Source organism: Streptomyces cahuitamycinicus (assembly GCF_002891435.1).
Classification (GTDB): domain Bacteria; phylum Actinomycetota; class Actinomycetes; order Streptomycetales; family Streptomycetaceae; genus Streptomyces; species Streptomyces cahuitamycinicus.
This window is the reverse complement of record NZ_POUC01000154.1, coordinates 1-17,229: the sequence shown is the minus strand read 5'-3', so window position 1 is coordinate 17,229 and position 17,229 is coordinate 1. Positions and strand designations below refer to the sequence as shown.

The window sequence follows — 17,229 nt, the reverse complement described above, 5'->3', positions numbered from 1 at the left end:
GCTCCCGACCCGAGCGCCACGCCGAGCCCCACCAGCGCACTGCCCGCCGCCTGCGCGAGACCGTAGGAGCCGGTGCCGACGAGCGGTGCGGTGCAGGCCGCCGCGACCGGGATGAGGCCGGAGAAGAGGGTGGCGCGTTCGGCACCGATCCGCTGCATGCCGATGTACCAGCACACGAATCCGACCACGGTGACCACCACCGCCTGCCACAGCAGCGCGGCCGTCTCGACGGTGTCCGGACGCCGCAGCCACCCGGCGCCGTCGACGAGCAGCCCGACCGCCGCCGACTCCAGCGCGGCGACCGCGCACACCGTGGCGGACAGCAGCCGGGGGCCGAGCGGCCGCAGGACGGGCACCGCGAGCACGGCGAACCCGACCTCCCCGGCCAGGGCACACACGGAGAAGGCGATGCCCGTGCCGTCCGTGCGCCCCCAGCCCTGAACCGTGAAGGCGCCGACGGCCACGAGCAACGACCCGTACAGCACCACCCGTTGGGGTCTGCGCCCGTCCAGGAGGGGCACGAGCACGGCGACGGCCACCGGAGCGCAGCCCACGAACACGCCGGGCACCGCGGGTTCCGCCGTGCGCTCGGCGGCGATGACGGCCAGGTTGAAACCGACCATGCCGACCGCCGACAGCAGGGCGAGACGACCCCACTGGCGGGGTGTCAGAGCCCGCAGCCGGCGGGCCGCGCCCTTCCCGGCGGCCGGCACCAGCAGCAGGCAGGCCAGTGCGTAGCGCAGGAACTGGCCGCCCGCGTAGGGGTAGTCGCCCAGGACGCTGTTGGCGGTGAAGGACCCTCCGACGAGGACACAGGCGAGCGCGGCGAGCAGGGCGCCGCGCGTGGTCGTGACGTTCATGGAGGTGACGCTAGGCAGCCGGGCGGCCCGGAAAGGGGTCCACTTCCGTGCCCGCTTGGTGGACCAATTCCGCGCCGGCCGGTGGTGGTCAGCCGATGTGGTGACGCGGCGTCCCGGGCCGCGCGGCGTGATCGCCAGGGTCGGCGCAGCCGCCCGGCCGCGATGCCGGCCGCAACACCGCCCTGAGCGACGACAGCCCGCTCACGGACGACCGGAGTCCCGGGCGGTCCGCGTGCCTGAAGCCCCTCAGTGATCCCGCGCGCATCTAATGGGCGCGATCGCACCTCCCGGACGACACAGGAGACGACGTCCATGCCGCACAGCCGCACCGGTGAAGGGGAGCAGAAGGCCGCGCGTGGGGGTGTGCTGCGGCGGCTGGGCGAGTGGTGCGCACGCCACTTCGTGATCGTGATCATCGCCTGGCTGGTGGCGCTGGTGGCGCTGCAGGTCGTCAGCCGGGCGTTCGGCGGGGAGTACTCCGACAACTTCTCACTCCCCCAGGCACAGTCCCAGAAGGGCCTGGACGTGCTGAAGGCGCACGACCCGCAAGCAGGCGGATACAGCAGCCAGATCGTGCTGCGCGACGACCAGCAGTCCCTGACCGCGCTCAGTTCCCAGATCTCGGCCACGGTCGCCGACCTGGAGAAGCTGCCCCACGTCCTGTCGGCCCAGAACCCGCTGTCCGCGCAGGGCTCGTCCTCGGGGCAGCCGCAGCAGCAGAACGTCGGGCCGTTGTCCGACGACCAGAAGACGGCGTACGTCACCGTCCGTTTCGACGTGCAGCCCTCGACGCTCGGAGACGACTATCTGAACGGGGTCGACAGTGCCGTGCAGCCGCTGCGGTCGGCCGGTGCGGAGGTCGAGTACGGCGGGCCGCTCGGCGAGCTCGCCCGGCCGGCGGCCGACGACCGGGCGAGCGAGCTGATCGGTTTCGGCGTGGCCGTCATCGTGCTGCTGATCGGGTTCGGGTCTGTCATCGCCGCCGTCGTCCCGCTGCTCACCGCGCTGATCAGCGTCGTCGGTGGTCTGGCGATCCTCGGGCTGCTGGCCGCCGCGTTCACCTTCGCGACGGTCTCCCCCACGCTGGCCACCATGATCGGGCTCGGAGTCGGGATCGACTACGCCCTGTTCATGATCACCCGCCATCGGCAGAACCTCATGGACGGCGCCGACCCGGTGCGGGCCGCCGGGCAGGCCACGGCCACCAGCGGTCACGCCGTCCTGGTCTCCGGCTGCACGGTGATCGTCGCGCTGGCGGGCCTGTCGGCCTCCGGGGTGGGGTTCATCGGCCTGCTCGGGCTGGCCGCGGCGGTCACCGTCGTCTCGGCCGTCGTCGGCGCGCTCACCCTGGTCCCCGCTCTGCTCGGGCTCAGCGGCCGGCGCATCGACCGCTACCGGGTGCGCCGTCCCGTCGCCGAGACCGACACCGGGGCGGGCGAGACACCGCAGGGCACCTGGCACCGGTACGCGCAGCGGGTGGAGCGCAGACCGCTGTGGTTCCTGTCGGCGGGTCTCGCCGTCGTGGTGGTGCTCGCGATCCCCGTGTTCTCCATCCAGCTCGGCCACATCGGCGACGGCGCCGATCCTGCCTCCTTCACCGACCGGCGGGCCTACGACCTGATGACCGACGCGTTCGGACCCGGATCCAACGGTCCGCTCACCGTCGTCATCGACCAGACGAACGTGTCCTCCTCGCAGCGTTCCGCTCTGGCCTCGAAGGCCCAGCAGTCACTCGACTCCGTGCAGGGGGCCGCCGTCGTCACCCCGCTGTCGCCCACGCAGGACGGCGACGTCCTGATCGGTACCGTCTACCCGGCCCGGTCGCCGCAGAGCGCCACCACCACGGACCTGACCAACCGTCTCGTCGACGACACACTGCCGGGCGTGGTCCAGGACACGGACGCCAAGGGCTATGTCACCGGTACGACGGCGGCCCAGGTCGACTTCCGCGACATCGTCGCCTCCCGGCTGATCGTGATCATCCTCGTCGTGGTCGGACTGGCTTTCCTGATCATCCTGGCCGTGTTCCGGGGGCTCCTCGTCGCCGTCAAGGCGGCCGTCCTGAACGTCCTGTCGATCGCGGCCTCGTACGGTGTGGTCGTCGCGGTGTTCCAGTGGGGCTGGGGCGGTCCCGCGCTCGGCGTCAACGGCACGGTGCCCATCGAGAGCTATGTGCCGATGATGATGTTCGCCATCATCTTCGGCCTCAGCATGGACTACGAGATCTTCCTGCTGTCCCGCGTCCACGAGGCATGGCTGCGCACCGGGGACGCCAAGGCCTCCGTGGCGCACGCCCTGGAGATCACGGCCCGGGTGATCACGTGTGCCGCGCTGATCATGGTGAGCGTGTTCGCGGCGTTCATCGTCAGCGACAACATCGTGGTCAAGATGCTCGGGCTGGGACTGGCCGTCAGCGTGCTCATCGACGCCACCGTCGTACGCCTGCTCATGGTGCCCGCGGTGATGACACTGCTCGGGCGGCACGCCTGGTGGATGCCGCGGTGGCTGGACCGGGTGGTGCCGCACATCGACGCCGAGGGGACACAGGCCGGGGTGCGTTCGGCGACTCATTGAAGGGCGACTCCCCGGCTGCCCAACTCGCGTACGGCATCGGCTGCTTGCCACGCCTTCGCGCTTCATTACGAACCTCTTGGGCCGGAAAATACCTATTTTCCTGTTTTGGTCTAGTAGGTGTGGTTAATCGAGGAGGGTGCGGGCGGGACGGCAGCCGGAGCACGAGAAGCCGGCGGCGAGCCCCGTCCCCGGCCGGGCGCGCCGATGCGCGGTGGTGGACGGCGTATGCCTTGTCGCCGCGGGCGGTCCGGTTCCCGACGAGACCGAATCCACGGCGGTGCCTGAGGGAGAGGACCCATGAGCGATATGGCGAACGAGAGCACCGGTCGTGCTCAGCAGGCCGGGCAGACGGCGAAACAGGAGGCGTGGGCCACCGCCGGACAGGCCAGGGAAGGCGCGAGCCGGGTCGCCGGCACCGCCACCGACCAGGTCAGAGCCGTCACCGGTGAGGCCAGGGCGCAGGCCGGTGCGATCGCCGGTGACCTGCGCACACGGGTCACCGACGAGGCCGAGAACCAGACGCGGCGCGGGGCGCGGGTGATGCGGCAGTGGGCGGACGACCTGTCCGGTCTCGCGGACGGTGCTGACGCCGACTCACCCGCCAGGAGCCTCGTGACGCAGGCGGCCGACCGCGGTCACCGCGCCGCCGACTACCTGGACTCACGGGGCGTGGGCGGCCTGGTCGACGACCTGCAGCACTTCGCCCGCCGGCGCCCCGGCGCCTTCCTCGGCGGAGCGATCGTGGCCGGGTTCACCGTCGGACGGCTCGCCAAGGCCGGCAGCAAGGCCGACGGTTCCGGCTCGGGCCGGTCGGCGCCGCCGCGCGCCTCCGGTACCCAGGAGTTGCCCGGGGACGCCGCGCCGCCGGAGCCGCCGGGCCACGGGGAGGTCTGAGATGTCCTCGCTCACGCCACACGCACCGCGGCGACACGCTCCGAAGCACCGCGGACAGGAGGACGGCTCGATGGGAGAGCTGCTCTCGACGGTGACGTCGGACGTGCAGCAACTGCTGCGCCAGGAAGCGGAACTGGCCAAGGCCGAGATCCGGGAAGAGGCCGGCAAGGCGGGCAAAGCGGCAGGGATGTTCGGCGGAGCCGGTTTCGCCGGCTACATGGTGGCCGTCCTCCTGACCCTGGCGGCGATGTTCGGCCTGGCCAACGTCATGGACCTGGGATGGGCCGCGCTGATCGTCACCGGAGTGTGGGCGGTGATCGGCCTGATCCTCTACCGCCGGGGCCGCGCACGGATGCGCACCGTGTCGCCGAAGCCGGAGCAGACCATCCAGACGCTGAAGGAGGACATGCAATGGGCACGGCACCCGACCGGATAAGGGCCGACATCGAATCCACCAGGGAAAAACTGTCCGAGGACGTCTCCCGGCTGGCCGACCACGCCCGCCCCCGCCGGATGGTACGGCGTCGCACCCGGCGCGTCCGCGGCGCTCTGCACGGGGTCAGGGAACGCGTGATGGGCAGCGCTGCGGAGGTTTCCGGGCAGACCGCCGACCGCACCCGGGAGACCGCCCAGTCGGTGCAGGAGTCCACCGGTCAGGCCGCGGACACCGCGCGCCAGGCCGCCGGGAAGGCCGTCGGCGCCGCCCGTCAGACCGCCGAACAGGCCGGTGACGCGGCACGGCAGGCCCCTGAGCAGGCGATGCGGCAGACGCAGGGCAACCCGCTCGCGGCCGGCCTGATCGCCTTCGGCGCGGGACTGCTGACCGCCTCACTGCTGCCCACCTCGCAGGCCGAGGAACAGGCCGCGGAGCGGGCCGGACAGGCCGTTGAGCCAGTGAAACAGGCCGCGTTGGAGTCCGCGCAGCAACTGAAGGAGGACGCGACCCAGGCCGGCCGCCAGGCCGCCCAGGAGGTCAAGGACACCGCCTCCGAAGCCGCCCGCGCCACCAAGGAACAGGCCGGAGAACAAGCCGGGCACGTCACCGAACAGGCCCGCCGCTCCGCGCAGACCACGGCCGAGGAGGCACGGGGGCAGACCGGCGACACCGGACCGTAGGCACCCCGCCGCAGGACTGGCCTGCCGTACTCGGACACCGGCGCAGCCCGAACCCGACAGCCGCAATCTCATCGATGCCAAGAATGCAGGAGATACCAGGATGATCACCCGAGACCAGATATCCACCGTGCTGGACCACCCGGTCCATGACGCCAGGGGCGACAAGATCGGCAATGCCGGGCACGTCTTCTTCGACGACGTCACCGGCGAGCCCGAGTGGGTCAGCGTACGGACGGGCCTGTTCGGCACCAGCGAGTCCTTCGTACCCATCCACGACGCGGCCCTCGTCGAGGACCACCTCGAGGTGCCGTACGCCAAGGACCAGGTCAAGGACGCACCCAACGTCGACGTGGACGCCGGCGGTCACCTGTCCGAACAGGAGGAGCAGAGCCTGTACCAGTACTACGGCGTCGACTGGGACGCCGGCCGGACGGACGCACACTCCCGTACCTCCGGTACCGACCAGGCGACCGGCACCGCCGACGACGCGATGACGCGGTCCGAGGAGGAGATGCACGTCGGTGTCGAACGCCGCGAGGCCGGCCGGGCGCGGCTGCGCAAGTACGTCGTCACCGAAGAGCAGCAGTACAGCGTCCCCGTACGCCACGAAGAGGTCCGCGTCGAGCGCGAGCCGATCACCGACGCCAACCGTGACACGGCGATGTCCGGGCCTGACATCACCGAGGCGGAACACGACGTCACGCTCCACGAGGAGCAGCCCGTGGTGGAGACCAGGGCCGTACCGAAGGAGCGGGTCCGCCTGAGCACGGAAGAGGTCACGGAGGAGGAGACCGTCACCGGCGAGGTCCGCAAGGAACGCATCGAGACCGAGGGAACCGACGAGCAGGGCGACCAGCGGCGCCGTCGCTGATCTCCGGCGGGCGCCCGGGCGGAGGGCCACGGCCATCCTTCCCGGGCGCCGCCCTGCGTGCGTGCCGGGGCCGAGATCAGTGGAGCATCAGGTGGACGAGGGCGACGGTGCCGACCGACACGATCAAGGTGCGCAGGACGGCGGGGCTGAAGCGGCGGCCCGTTCTGGCTCCGATCAGGCCGCCGAGCGCTGACCCGGCGGCGATGAGCACGACGGCCGTCCAGTCGAAGTGGGCGAAGAACAGGAACAGCAGGGCGGCGACCGTGTTGACGACGGCCGCCAGCACGTTCTTCACGGCGTTGAGCCGCTGGAGCGTCTCGTCGAGCAGCATACCCATCAGGGAGACGTAGATGATGCCCTGCGCGGCGGAGAAATAGCCGCCGTAGACGCTGGCGAGCGTCAGCCCGGTGAACAGCAGAGGGCCCCCGTCGCGGCGGACGGGACCGCCCGCGGCGCGACGCCGGCGCACCCGCTTCGCGATCAAGGGCTGGCACGCGACCAGCACCAGGGCGAGGCCCACCAGGACCGGCACGATCCGTTCGAACGCCGACGCGGGCAGGGTCAGCAGCAGCACGGCGCCCGCGAGGCCGCCCAGTACGGCGCCGATGCCGAGCAGCAGGACGCGCCGGCCCTGCCCCCGCAGTTCCTCGCGGTAGCCGAGGGCCGCGGTGATGGAACCGGGCACCAGGCCCAGCCCGTTCGACACCGTGGCCGTGACCGGGGGCAGTCCGGTGGCCAGCAGGACCGGGAAGGTGATCAGCGTTCCCGAGCCGACGACGGCGTTGACGGCCCCGGCGCCCGTGCCGGCGGCGAGCACGGCGGCCATCTCCCACGGCGTCACGCCGCCGCTCCGCCGCGTGTGCCGTTCCGCATGACGTTCATGCGGTCACGCTAGAGGGTGGAGTGTTCGGCGCCAGCCGCAGGGTGCCGGAGCAGGGCCTCGGCCCGGGACGCGCGACGGCGGCGGGATCCGGTGGGGATCCCGCCGCCGTTCACGGCTCATGCCCGAGCGTGCCTCCTAGCCGCGCCGCACCCGGCGCAGGACGACGAAGCCCGCGATGACCAGGACTGCGCCCGCCGCTGCCGGCCAAAGCTGGGCGCCGGTGTCGGCCAGGCCGCCCTCGCCGACCGCCTGCGGCTCGGTCCGGGACGGTGCCGACGGGGTCGGCGCGGAACTGGTCGCCGTGCCGACGGCCTGGGACTGGCCGAGGCCGTCCGTGTCGTCGCCGACGCCGTCCTTCGAACCGCCGCCCTGCGCACCGGCCTTGCCGCCGTCCGCCGAAGCGGTCGCCTTCACCGCGGGTCCGGCGCCGGCGGGAGCCGTGGAGGCGTCGCCGGGCTCGGGTTCGGGGGCCGGCTTGTCCGCCGGCGGCTTCGGGGCCTCGCCCTTGCCGTCGTCACCGCGGTCGCCCTGGTCACCGGGCTTCCCGCCGGCGTTCCCGCCCTGCGGAGCGCCGGGCGTCTTCGTCGGCTGCTCCTGCGGGGCTTCAGGGGCCTTCGTCGGCTCCTCCTGAGGAACCTCGGGTGTCTTGGTCGGCTGCTCCTGCGGGGACTCCGGCGTCTTCGTCGGCTCCTCCTGGGGCTCCTCGCCCGGGGCCGGGTCCTGCCCGCCGCCCGCTCCGGCGCCGCACCTGCGGCCGTCGTTGATGCAGTCGACCATCTCCCCCATCAGCTTCTCGTCGAAGATGTTGATGAAGTCGCCGTGGTCCGTGACCGGTTTGTGCAGCTGCTCCGGGAAGGAGTCGACCGCGAACAGCGGTGTCGTGCGGCCGCCGTCGTTCAGGCTCGGCGCGTCGATGTCGTAGACGATGCGCTGGACCAGCTGCGGGATGGGGCGGAAGCCGGACGGACAGTTCCCGGCGGCGTCCGCGAACGCCACGTGGGTGCGGTGGTTGGCGCTGTCGATGTTGCGGCCGTCCCAGCAGCTCTGGAACTCGAAGGTGCGGACGACGTCGCTGCCCTGGGGGCACAGCGGGTACTTGTCCTTCAGCTGCCGGTCCTCGAAGCCGGTGCAGCTCCAGGAGGCGTTGGCGTTGGCGGGGCCGTTGACGAACGACTTGGCGTCGCCCGTGATGATGCGCAGCAGGCGCGGCATGGCCGTGACCTTCTCGCGGGGGTTGCCGACGAACGTCAGCGTGACCTGCTTCGGCGTGACGATCTCGCCGGCGTTGCCCTCGATGCCGCCGCCGGGCTTGTCGGCGTCCTGCTCCTGGGTGCCGTTCTGCAGGCGTACGACGGGCCAATAGTAGGACGACTTGTCGCCCTGGTCGTCGCAGCTGGTCTCGGCGTCGGCGAGGTCCTGGTCGCTGGCGAAGGCATTGTTGCCCTGGTTGCCGACGTAGTCGTGGAAGTGGTGGGCCCCGTTGGTGACGCCCGGGGCGGCGATGATGTTGTCGGAGTTGAACAGGCCGTTCGCGTTCACGCCGCAACTGGTGGCGAAGGAGCCGCGGGACGCGTCGCCCTGGGGGCGGGGGTCGTTCACATCGGGCTGGATGCTCTTGATGTCCGCGAAGTCGGCGGCGACGGGGCCGTTGCCCGCCTGTCCGCCGTTGGCGCCCTGGCCCCGGCCGTTCCCCTGTTCCTGGCCGGCCTGGCCCTGCTCCTCGCCGGCCTGCTCGCCGGCGCCGCCGTCCTGGCCTTCGCCCTGCGCGGGAGCCTGGTTGCCGTCCTCCACGGTGCAGGCGGCCAGGGCCTCCAGCCCCTCGGGGCGGTCCCCCACACGGTCGATGGCGATCGCGATGCGTTCGAGGGTCGCGCCCCGCTTCTCCTTCAGCGGACTCACGATCGCGTTGTCGGCGAAGCCGGGATCCTGCTGCATCCGCTGTGCGGACTCGCTCAGCTGCTGGTAGGCCTTGGCGATCTGCTCGTCCAGGAGGGCGAGTTCCTTGTCGACCTCCCCCCGCGCCTGCTCGGGGACCGAGGTCAGCTTGCTGCCGGCGTCCGGGCAGTCGATCGTGGCGCCCGCGGTCCGGACCCCCGCGCCGGACCGCGTCGCGGCGGAGTCACCGCCCGAACCGCCGTCCGTGGCCGAGGCGTAGACGTTAGCGGCCATCAGGCCGCCTCCGCCCAGGATCAGTGCGAATGCGGCGAAGGTCGCGCGTCGTGGGCCGGTAGGGCGTCTTCGCGTGTTGCGTCCCAAGGGTGCTCTCCTGCGCTTGTGGCGTGCCGGGCATGAAAATCCCCTCGCCCCATACGTACGGGAGCACCCGCGTGTTCACCCCGCTCGAAAACTTTCGGAGAACTCTCATGAAGCGCGAGGCGGCCCGAGCCCCGCCGGACGCCCTGTCCGGCGGGGACACGCAGGTCAGCGGAAGTTCACGTCACTGCACAGGAAGTAGGTCTGGTCCATGTGCGAGGCCTGCCAGATCGTGTACACGACGTGCCGGCCGCTCAGCCCCGAAGTACTCACCGGGATCTCGTAGTTCTGGCTGGGCGCGTACCTGCCGGTGCGCTTGACGAGCTGAAGGTCGTTCCACGTCAGCGGCTGGGTGGTGGGGTCGAAGCCCTGCCGCGTGACGTAGACCAGGAAGTAGTCGGCGCCATGGCTTGCCTGGTCGTACAGCTTCACCGTGAAGTCGCCGGTGATGTCCGTGGTTTTCCAGGCGCCGACCGCGTCGAGGGAGTTGTACCGGCCTCCCTCGGTCCGGCCGCCGCTGCACAGCTGGCCGTTGGGGACGACGGCCTGGAAGTTCCCGCCGGAGCCGTTGCGGTACAGGCCGTTCCAGTTCCACATGGCGTTGGGGTTGTCCCGCCAGGCCTGCCAGCACATGGGGTCCAGGCGGGCCATCTCCGGGTTCTGGAAGTCGCTTCCCCAGCGCAGCCAGCAGCCGTAGTTCCGGGAGGCAGGGTCGACGACCGAGCCGTGGGCGACGGCGGTGCCGCTCCACGGGATCAGGCTGAGCAGCGCGGCGACGAGCACGCTCAGGAGGAGTGTCAGGCGGGACCTGAGCCGGGGGAGGCGTAGACCAGGACGCATATCATGACCATGACAATTCATGATCTCTCTCTTTCGAGTGTGGGGGTTGTCGTGCGTTTCCTCGTGCTTTCGATCATGTTTCGATGCGGGAGCACTGGAAGTGGGAGCGCTCCCATATCACACAGGCTGTACCCGATGGCACGACTCGGCAATGCTCGATTGCGCCACTTCCGTGACGGTCAGAGCCGGTCCGGTTCCTTCGTGGTGCGTCCGAGGTAGGTGACCTCGCTCGGATCCGGCACCTCGATCTCCTCGAAGCCCATGCGGTCGTAGAAGGCCCGGGCCCGGGTGTTGGCGGTCGCCATGGCCAGGTGCACGGCCGGCACCCCTCTGTCCTTGAGTGCTCGCAGAAGCGTCCGCATGAGACGACCTCCGTAGCCGCGGCGCTGCCAGTCGGGCAGCAGATCGATGTGCAGGTGCGCGGGGTGGTCGGCCAGTTCGGGCAGCACCATCCGTTCGGGGTCGTGCAGGAGGCCCGCCATCGCCTCGTCCGGGGTGCGCGGCGGCCGGGGCGGCTCCGGATAGCGGCCGGCGACCAGGGGAAGCCACGTGGTGCGGAAGGCTTCGGCGAAGTGCGCGGTGTCGGCCGTGCCGAGGATGTAGCCGACCGCCCACCCCTGCCCGTCGTCCAGCACGAAGGCCAGTTCCGGCTCCAGATGGACGTACGGCGCCGCGAAGGTCGCCGGGAAGATACCCGGGTCCGCATAGTGGGGGCGGCTGTCCCCGCCGTGATGGGCGGTGCGGATGCAGATGTCGTCGAGAGCCGGGCGGTCCTCGGGGCGGTACGGGCGGATGGCGGGTGACGTGGTCATGGCCGCATCGTGCACGGAGTGGGAGCGCTCTCTCAAGTCCGATTCCACATCGGCCGAGGGGCTGGCCGGTCCGCCGCACGGCGTTGCGGACCGGCATCCCGGGACCGGCTTGAACGAGAGCGGCCTAAGGCCCCCGCCCGGGGATACCCGGCTCACATGGTGAAGCTGCATATTCCGGGACGAAAAGAACAGCACGAGACCGAGGCCCCGCCTCCGGAGAGCCCACGCCCGGGGTTCGAGGCGGAACGCGGGGAATCTCGTGAGGCGGACGGCCGGGAAGCTACCGGGCCGGAAGGCCAGGCAGCTCCCGAGGCGGGAAGCCGGGAAGCTCCCGCGCCCGCTTCCGAGGAGCCCGGGCCGGATCCCGCCGTGGAGCGTTCGGCGCCGGACACGCCGACCGACCTGCCCCGGAAGTCCTGGGTCGCGGTCCTGAAGGGCAGCGTGCGGGAGTTCAAGGACGACGAGCTGACCGACCGGGCGGCCGCACTGACCTACTACGGCGTGCTGGCACTGTTCCCCGCACTGCTGGTGCTGGTGTCGATGCTCGGCCTCACCGGCAGGTCGACCACGGACAAGGTGACCGAGAACGTCCGCGAACTCGTGCCCGGCTCGGCGGGCGACATCATCACCCGGGCCGTCGACCAGTTGCAGGGCAACGCCGGCATCGGCTCGCTGATGGCGATCGTCGGTCTGGTCCTGGCGGTGTGGTCGGCCTCCGGCTACGTGGGCGCGTTCATCCGCTCGGCCAACGCCGTCTACGACATGCCCGAGGGCCGGCCGGTGTGGAAACTGCTGCCGATGCGGGTCGGCGTGACGGTCGTGCTGCTGGTGCTGGCCGTCATCAGCGCGCTGATCGTGGTGTTCACGGGCGGGCTGGCCCAGCAGGCAGGAGACCTGCTGGGCATCGGCGACACCGCGCTGACGGTGTGGTCGATCGCCAAGTGGCCGGTCCTGGTCCTGCTGGTCGTGCTCATGATCGCGATCCTGTACTGGGCTGCCCCGAACGCCAAGGTGAAGGGGTTCCGCTGGATCACGCCCGGCAGTCTGCTGGCGCTGCTGATCTGGATGGTCGCGTCCGCCGGTTTCGCGGTCTACGTCGCCAACTTCGCCTCATACAACAAGACCTACGGCACGATGGCCGGTGTCATCGTCTTCCTGGTGTGGCTGTGGATCACCAACCTGGCGATCCTGCTGGGCCTGGAGTTCGACGCGGAGACAGTGCGGCAGCGCGCCATCGCCGGTGGTCATCCGCCCGAGGCCGAGCCGTACACCCAGCCGCGTGACACCCGGGCGTGGGACGAGCAGGACCGTCGCCGGCTGGAACAGACCTGATCGGTCCGGACCGGCTCAGCCCATGACTCCGGCGGCGACCGTGGCACCCAGTTCCCAGCACCGCTGGAGGTCGCCCTTGTCCGGCTCGCCGGTCACGGTCACGGCCTCGGCGGTGCGACGCCAGCCGAGGCCGGTCGTCACCGACTCGATCCCGCGCACCGCTCCGGTGACGTCATTGCCGCCGTGCACCCAGTAGCCGAAGGGGCGGCCGCGGGTGGCGTCCAGGCACGGGTAGTAGACCTGGTCGAAGAAGTGCTTGAGAGCGCCGGACATGTAGCCGAGGTTCGCGGGAGTGCCGAGGAGGAAGCCGTCGGCGGCGAGGACGTCCGAGGCGGTGGCGGAGAGTGCGGGCACGCGGACGACCCGGACGTCCTCGATCTCGGGGTCCGTCGCCCCGGAGAGGACGGCTTCGAACATCGCCTGGCAGTGGGGCGAGGGCGTGTGATGGACGATCAGCAAGGTGGCCACGGCACCTGACCTTGCCGTGCGGGCCCCCGCCACCGCAAGCGGCGACGGGGGCCGGGTGTCGCCGACGCTCAGCGCTTGCCGCGACGGCGGATCAGCAGGCAGGCCACGAGTACGGCACCGGCGCCCGCCAGCAGGGCGGCCCGGTGGTCGCGCACCTGCTGCGGGGCCTTGTCCTGCCAGACCTGCTCGGCCTGGGCGGCCTTCTCCTTCGCGCCCTGAGCAGCGGCGGTGCCCTTCTGCTTCACCGGCTCGGGCAGCTTCTCCTCCACGGTGTGGGCCATGTGCGCTGCCTTGGTCCTGGCCTGCCCGCTCCACGCCTGGGCCTTGGCCCCGGCCTGCTCCCTGACCGCGCCGGCCTTCTCGCGGGCACGGGTCTTGACGTCGGCTCGGTCCGCCAGTGCCTGCACCGTGTCACCGAGTTCGTGGCGGGTGTGCTCGACCTGCTCGCGCAGCTCCTCCTGGCTGCGGGCGGTCGGCTCGTCGTGCGGAGGCTGGGTCATCGCTGTGCACTCTCCTTGATCTCGGCCACGTCGGCCTTCACGTTGTCGATGGTCTGCTGCGGGGCGGGCCGGCCGGCGCTGCGCACCTGCTTGCGGCCGGCCAGCGCCGCCACGCCCGTGGCGGCGGCCAGCACGCCGGTGACGATCAGCGCCGCCGCCCACACCGGCAGCGGTACGGCCAGGGCGGCGATCGCCGTGGCGACCAGGGCCTGCAGGGTGACGAAGCCGAGTACACCGGCGCCGCCGAACAGGCCGCCGCCCTTCCCGAAGCGTTTGCCCTTCTCGGTCATCTCCGCTCGGGCGAGGCGCATCTCGCCGCGCACCAGGTCGGTCAGTTGCTCGGTGGCCCGCTGCACCAGTTCGCCCACCGGCTCTTCTCCGGCCGTCGGCGCGCTTCCCGTGCGGGGAGCGGCGGAGGCCGTGCGGTGCGTGTCCGTCATGGCGATCACCTCCCGGTCCGTGGTTGCGGGCCGGGTACCCCGCGAGAGGCGGAAAGGACACGTGGCCGGACAACTTGTGATGACGATGAGTGAGCGCCGCGAGATCCGGTACCCGTCCGCCGCTCACGAACGAGAAAGGGAGGTATCGCCTTGTCGCAGGTAGAGGAATCCATCGAGGTCCGCGTGCCGGTGCACACCGCGTACAACCAGTGGACGCAGTTCGAGTCCTTCCCCGAGTTCATGGACGGTGTCGAGCGCATCGAGCAGCGCACCGACACCCTCACGCACTGGGTCACGAAGGTCGGCGGACAGGCGCGGGAGTTCGACGCGGAGATCACCGAGCAGGTCCCGGACGAGCGCGTCGCCTGGACCACGGTGGGCGGCGAGGCTCGGCAGGCCGGTGTGGTGACCTTCCACCGCATCCAGGACGACACGACCAAGGTCATGCTGCAGATGGACTTCGATCCCCATGGCGTGGCCGAATCCGTGGGTGACAAGCTCGGCTTCGTGAAGCGGCAGGTCTCCGGTGATCTGCGGCGCTTCAAGGAGTTCATGGAGGCCCGCGGGGCGGAGACGGGCGCCTGGCGCGGCCAGGTCTGACCGGGCGCGGGAGGCCGCCACCACTGCACGTGGTGGCGGCCTCCCGCTGCGCTCGCACCCCTCATGCCATCGCTGCCTGCCGCTGTGCTCGCACCCCCCGTGCCATCGCTGCCTCCCGCTGTGCTCGCCGCCTATGCCACCGGTGCGGCGATCCCGCTCTCGAAGAGCTGCCGGGCGTGCCGGACCAGGTCGTTGAGGCGCGGGGCGAGTCGTGCCGCGGAGTCGTAGAGGGCGTGGACGGCCGGGAGGCGCTCCAGACGGGGAGCGAGGGCCGACAGGGCGATGGCCAGGGCCACGCCGGCCCAGGCCACGGGCCCGAGCGGGGTGCAGCCGAAGAAGTGGCTGACGCCGGGGGTCTGGACGAGGGCGGCGAGGACGGCGGCCGAGCCCAGGGCCGTGACCCAGACCAGGGTGCTGTGGCGCCGTCCGGAGAGGGTCTGCACAAGCTGCGCGCCGACCACACCGCACAGGGCCATGGTGGTGGACCGGCGTTCGGTGCCGGGGGTGAGGCGGCCGATGAGGTAGGCCGTGATCGCGCCGAGGCAGGTGGTGACGCCGCGGCGGCGGATGGAGCGCAGCAGGGGTGCGCCGAGGACGTCGAGGCTCATGGGACCGGTCGCGGCGTGTTCCGCGGTCGAGGGGTCGTTGCTGGGTGTGACCGCCACGGCCATGGCCGGGAACATGTCGGTGAGCAGGTTGACCAGCAGCAGCTGACGGGTCGACAGGGGCGAGGCACCGGCGAGCAGCGTGCCGAGGACGCTGAAGCCGACCTCGCCGGCGTTGCCGCCGATGAGGATGCTCACCGCGTCGGCGACACTGCGCCACAGGGCACGGCCCTCGGCGACCGCGTCCACGAGGACGGACAGGTCGCCGGTGGTGAGCACCAGGTCGGCGGCGTTGCGGGCGGCGGCCGAGCCGCGGGACTCGACGCCGACCCCGACGTCGGCGGCCCGGATGGCGGCGGCGTCGTTGGCGCCGTCGCCGGCCATCGCCACGACCCGCCCGGCCTGTTGCAGCGCCTCCACGACGTGCAGCTTCTGCTCGGGTGCGACACGGGCGATGACGCCCGCGCCGCGCAGCACCCGGACGCGTTCGCGGCGTTCCATGGCGACGAGTTCGTCACCGGTCACGGCCTCGGTCTCCTCCGGCCAGCCCAGTTGCAGGGCGATGGCGCGGGCGGTCTCCGGGTGGTCGCCGGTGAGCATGACGGGCAGGATGCCGGAGCGGCGCAGTTCCGCGAGCAGGGCGTGCGAGGTGTCGCGCGGGACGTCGGCGAGTGCGACGAAGCCGCTGAACTCCAGGTCGGCGAGCGGCAGGTCGAGTTCCGCCTCGGTGGCATCGGCCCGGCAGGCGCGGCGGGCGACGGCCAGAACGCGCAGTCCTTGCCCGGCCAGTTCGTGGGCGGTGTCCCAGGCGTGGGCCGGGAGATCCCGGCAGGCGGGCAGGATCGTCTCGGGTGCGCCCTTGACGACGAGGAGTTCGCCCATGTCCGGGGCGCCGTCGCGGCCGATCGCGGCGGCGTAGCCGCGGCGGGTCTCGAAGGGCAGTTCGCCGGTGGGTGCCCAGCCCTCGTCGGGCGGGGCGACGTCGAGGACGGCCTCGTCGGTGGCGTGCGCGACGCGGCGGCCCTCCCCCGTCTCCTCCTGCGGGCAGGCGCGCGCGGCCAGACGCACGATGGGGGCGGCCTCGTCGGTGTCCGTGGCGAGGACGGTGCCGTCGGCCGTGGCGACGCGGACCAGGCGCAGCTTGTTCTCGGTGAGGGTGCCGGTCTTGTCGAAGCAGACGGTGTCGACCCGGCCGAGTGCCTCCAGGGTGCGCGGGGTGCGGACCAGGACACCGCGGCGGGACAGCCGACGGGCCGCCGCCATCTGCGCGACGGTCGCGACGAGCGGGAGCCCTTCGGGTACGGCGGCGACGGCGACCGCGACGCCGCCGCTGACGGCGCGCCGGACGGGGCTGCCGCGCAGCAGGGACAGCCCGGTCACGGCGGCGCCGCCCGTGAAGGTCACCGGCAGTGCCTTGCGGGTCAGTTCCTGGAGCCGGGCCTGGACGCCGGCGGGCGGCGGGGTACGGGCGGCCAGGGAGACGGCCCGGCCCGCCTCGGTCCGGTCGCCGGTGTCCACGACGAGGGCGGTGGCCCGGCCGGCCACGACGGTGGTGCCCTCGAAGATCATGCAGGTGCGCTGCGCCACGGGGGCGCCGGGTGTGGCCTCGACGGTCTTGGTCACCGGCAGGGACTCGCCGGTGAGCGCCGACTCGTCGACCTCCAGACCGTCGAGGTCCAGCAGCCGGGCGTCGGCGGGTACGACGTCGCCGGGGCCGAGGCTGATCTCGTCCCCGGGCCGCAGCCGGGCGGCGTCGACGGTGACCGTCCGTTTGCGGCTGTCCTGCTTGCGAGCCTTGGGCTGTTGCCGGGCGGCGAGCCGGGCCAGGGCCTGTTCGGCGCGCAGTCTTTGGAGTCCGCCGGTCACGGCGTTGAGGTCCATGGCGCCGACGACGAGCAGCGCGTCGACGACCGAGCCGAGCAGGGCCGAGGCGACGGCGCCCGTGGCGAGGACAGGGGTCAGCGGGTCGTCGAGTTCGCGGCGTACGGCGCCGGCCGCCTGCCATGTCCAGCGGGCGGGGGTGGCGGCCGGGTGCCGGGCCAGGCGTGCGGCCTGTTGCCGTGAGCGGTCGGCGAGCAGTGCGAGCCCGCGGGGCTCGCCGTCGTGGTCGGCGCGCCGCAGCCGGTCGCGGGCCTCGTGGGGTTCCAGGGCGTGCCAGGGAATGTGCAGGCGGGGCTGGGG

The 17,229-nt window shown here is 71.9% G+C and carries 16 protein-coding genes; 7 read left to right on the top strand and 9 right to left on the bottom strand.

The window, feature by feature from the left end; translation table 11 throughout:
* The coding region (locus C1J00_RS21210; RefSeq protein ID WP_102910651.1) for a DMT family transporter at positions 1-860 on the bottom strand (860 nt) is incomplete at its 3' end.
* A gap of 312 nt (positions 861-1,172) precedes the next feature.
* Between C1J00_RS21210 and C1J00_RS21205 the strand changes: the two genes are divergently transcribed.
* From C1J00_RS21205 to C1J00_RS21185, 5 genes are all read left to right on the top strand, one after another.
* Complete coding sequence (locus tag C1J00_RS21205) at positions 1,173-3,434, top strand: MMPL family transporter (protein ID WP_102910650.1); 2,262 nt, start codon at positions 1,173-1,175, stop codon at positions 3,432-3,434.
* Between the two features lie 297 nt (positions 3,435-3,731).
* On the top strand, positions 3,732-4,328 hold the full coding sequence (locus C1J00_RS21200) for a hypothetical protein (RefSeq protein ID WP_146046224.1): 597 nt from the start codon (positions 3,732-3,734) through the stop codon (positions 4,326-4,328).
* 70 nt (positions 4,329-4,398) lie between these two features.
* A complete protein-coding gene (locus tag C1J00_RS21195; RefSeq protein ID WP_245936435.1) occupies positions 4,399-4,764 on the top strand; it encodes a phage holin family protein in 366 nt (121 codons plus the stop codon).
* Complete coding sequence (locus C1J00_RS21190; RefSeq protein ID WP_102910647.1) at positions 4,740-5,444, top strand: DUF3618 domain-containing protein; 705 nt, start codon at positions 4,740-4,742, stop codon at positions 5,442-5,444. The genes C1J00_RS21195 and C1J00_RS21190 overlap by 25 nt, the downstream gene beginning before the upstream one ends.
* Positions 5,445-5,544: 100 nt before the next feature.
* A complete protein-coding gene (locus C1J00_RS21185) occupies positions 5,545-6,315 on the top strand; it encodes a YsnF/AvaK domain-containing protein (protein WP_102910646.1) in 771 nt (256 codons plus the stop codon).
* Between the two features lie 76 nt (positions 6,316-6,391).
* Here C1J00_RS21185 and C1J00_RS21180 read toward each other — a convergent pair whose 3' ends face one another.
* The 4 genes from C1J00_RS21180 to C1J00_RS21165 all read right to left on the bottom strand — a co-directional run bounded on the left by C1J00_RS21180 (position 6,392) and on the right by C1J00_RS21165 (position 11,103).
* The gene (locus C1J00_RS21180; RefSeq protein ID WP_102910645.1) at positions 6,392-7,156 is read right to left on the bottom strand and encodes a sulfite exporter TauE/SafE family protein; all 765 of its coding nucleotides are present in this window, start codon (positions 7,154-7,156) and stop codon (positions 6,392-6,394) included.
* A gap of 177 nt (positions 7,157-7,333) precedes the next feature.
* Entirely contained in the window at positions 7,334-9,367 is a 2,034-nt protein-coding gene (locus C1J00_RS21175) for a DUF1996 domain-containing protein (RefSeq protein WP_102910644.1), read from the bottom strand.
* A gap of 252 nt (positions 9,368-9,619) precedes the next feature.
* Entirely contained in the window at positions 9,620-10,312 is a 693-nt protein-coding gene (locus tag C1J00_RS21170; protein WP_180989635.1) for a lytic polysaccharide monooxygenase auxiliary activity family 9 protein, read from the bottom strand.
* Between the two features lie 158 nt (positions 10,313-10,470).
* Entirely contained in the window at positions 10,471-11,103 is a 633-nt protein-coding gene (locus C1J00_RS21165; protein ID WP_102910642.1) for a GNAT family N-acetyltransferase, read from the bottom strand.
* Between the two features lie 156 nt (positions 11,104-11,259).
* On the opposite strand from C1J00_RS21165, the gene C1J00_RS21160 reads away from it, so the two are divergent.
* Positions 11,260-12,435, top strand: a complete 1,176-nt coding sequence (locus C1J00_RS21160) for a YihY/virulence factor BrkB family protein (protein WP_439333423.1) — start codon at positions 11,260-11,262, stop codon at positions 12,433-12,435.
* 15 nt (positions 12,436-12,450) lie between these two features.
* On the opposite strand, the gene C1J00_RS21155 is transcribed toward C1J00_RS21160, so the two are convergent.
* From C1J00_RS21155 to C1J00_RS21145, 3 genes are all read right to left on the bottom strand, one after another.
* A complete protein-coding gene (locus C1J00_RS21155) occupies positions 12,451-12,903 on the bottom strand; it encodes a flavodoxin family protein (RefSeq protein ID WP_245936434.1) in 453 nt (150 codons plus the stop codon).
* Positions 12,904-12,971: 68 nt separating this feature from the next.
* Complete coding sequence (locus C1J00_RS21150) at positions 12,972-13,403, bottom strand: DUF3618 domain-containing protein (protein ID WP_102910639.1); 432 nt, start codon at positions 13,401-13,403, stop codon at positions 12,972-12,974.
* Entirely contained in the window at positions 13,400-13,843 is a 444-nt protein-coding gene (locus C1J00_RS21145; protein ID WP_180989634.1) for a phage holin family protein, read from the bottom strand. Before C1J00_RS21145 ends, C1J00_RS21150 begins: the two co-directional genes overlap by 4 nt.
* Before the next feature lie 150 nt (positions 13,844-13,993).
* On the opposite strand from C1J00_RS21145, the gene C1J00_RS21140 reads away from it, so the two are divergent.
* Complete coding sequence (locus C1J00_RS21140) at positions 13,994-14,443, top strand: SRPBCC family protein (RefSeq protein WP_102910638.1); 450 nt, start codon at positions 13,994-13,996, stop codon at positions 14,441-14,443.
* A gap of 131 nt (positions 14,444-14,574) precedes the next feature.
* On the opposite strand, the gene C1J00_RS21135 is transcribed toward C1J00_RS21140, so the two are convergent.
* The coding region (locus tag C1J00_RS21135; RefSeq protein ID WP_146046223.1) for a cation-translocating P-type ATPase at positions 14,575-17,229 on the bottom strand (2,655 nt) is incomplete at its 5' end.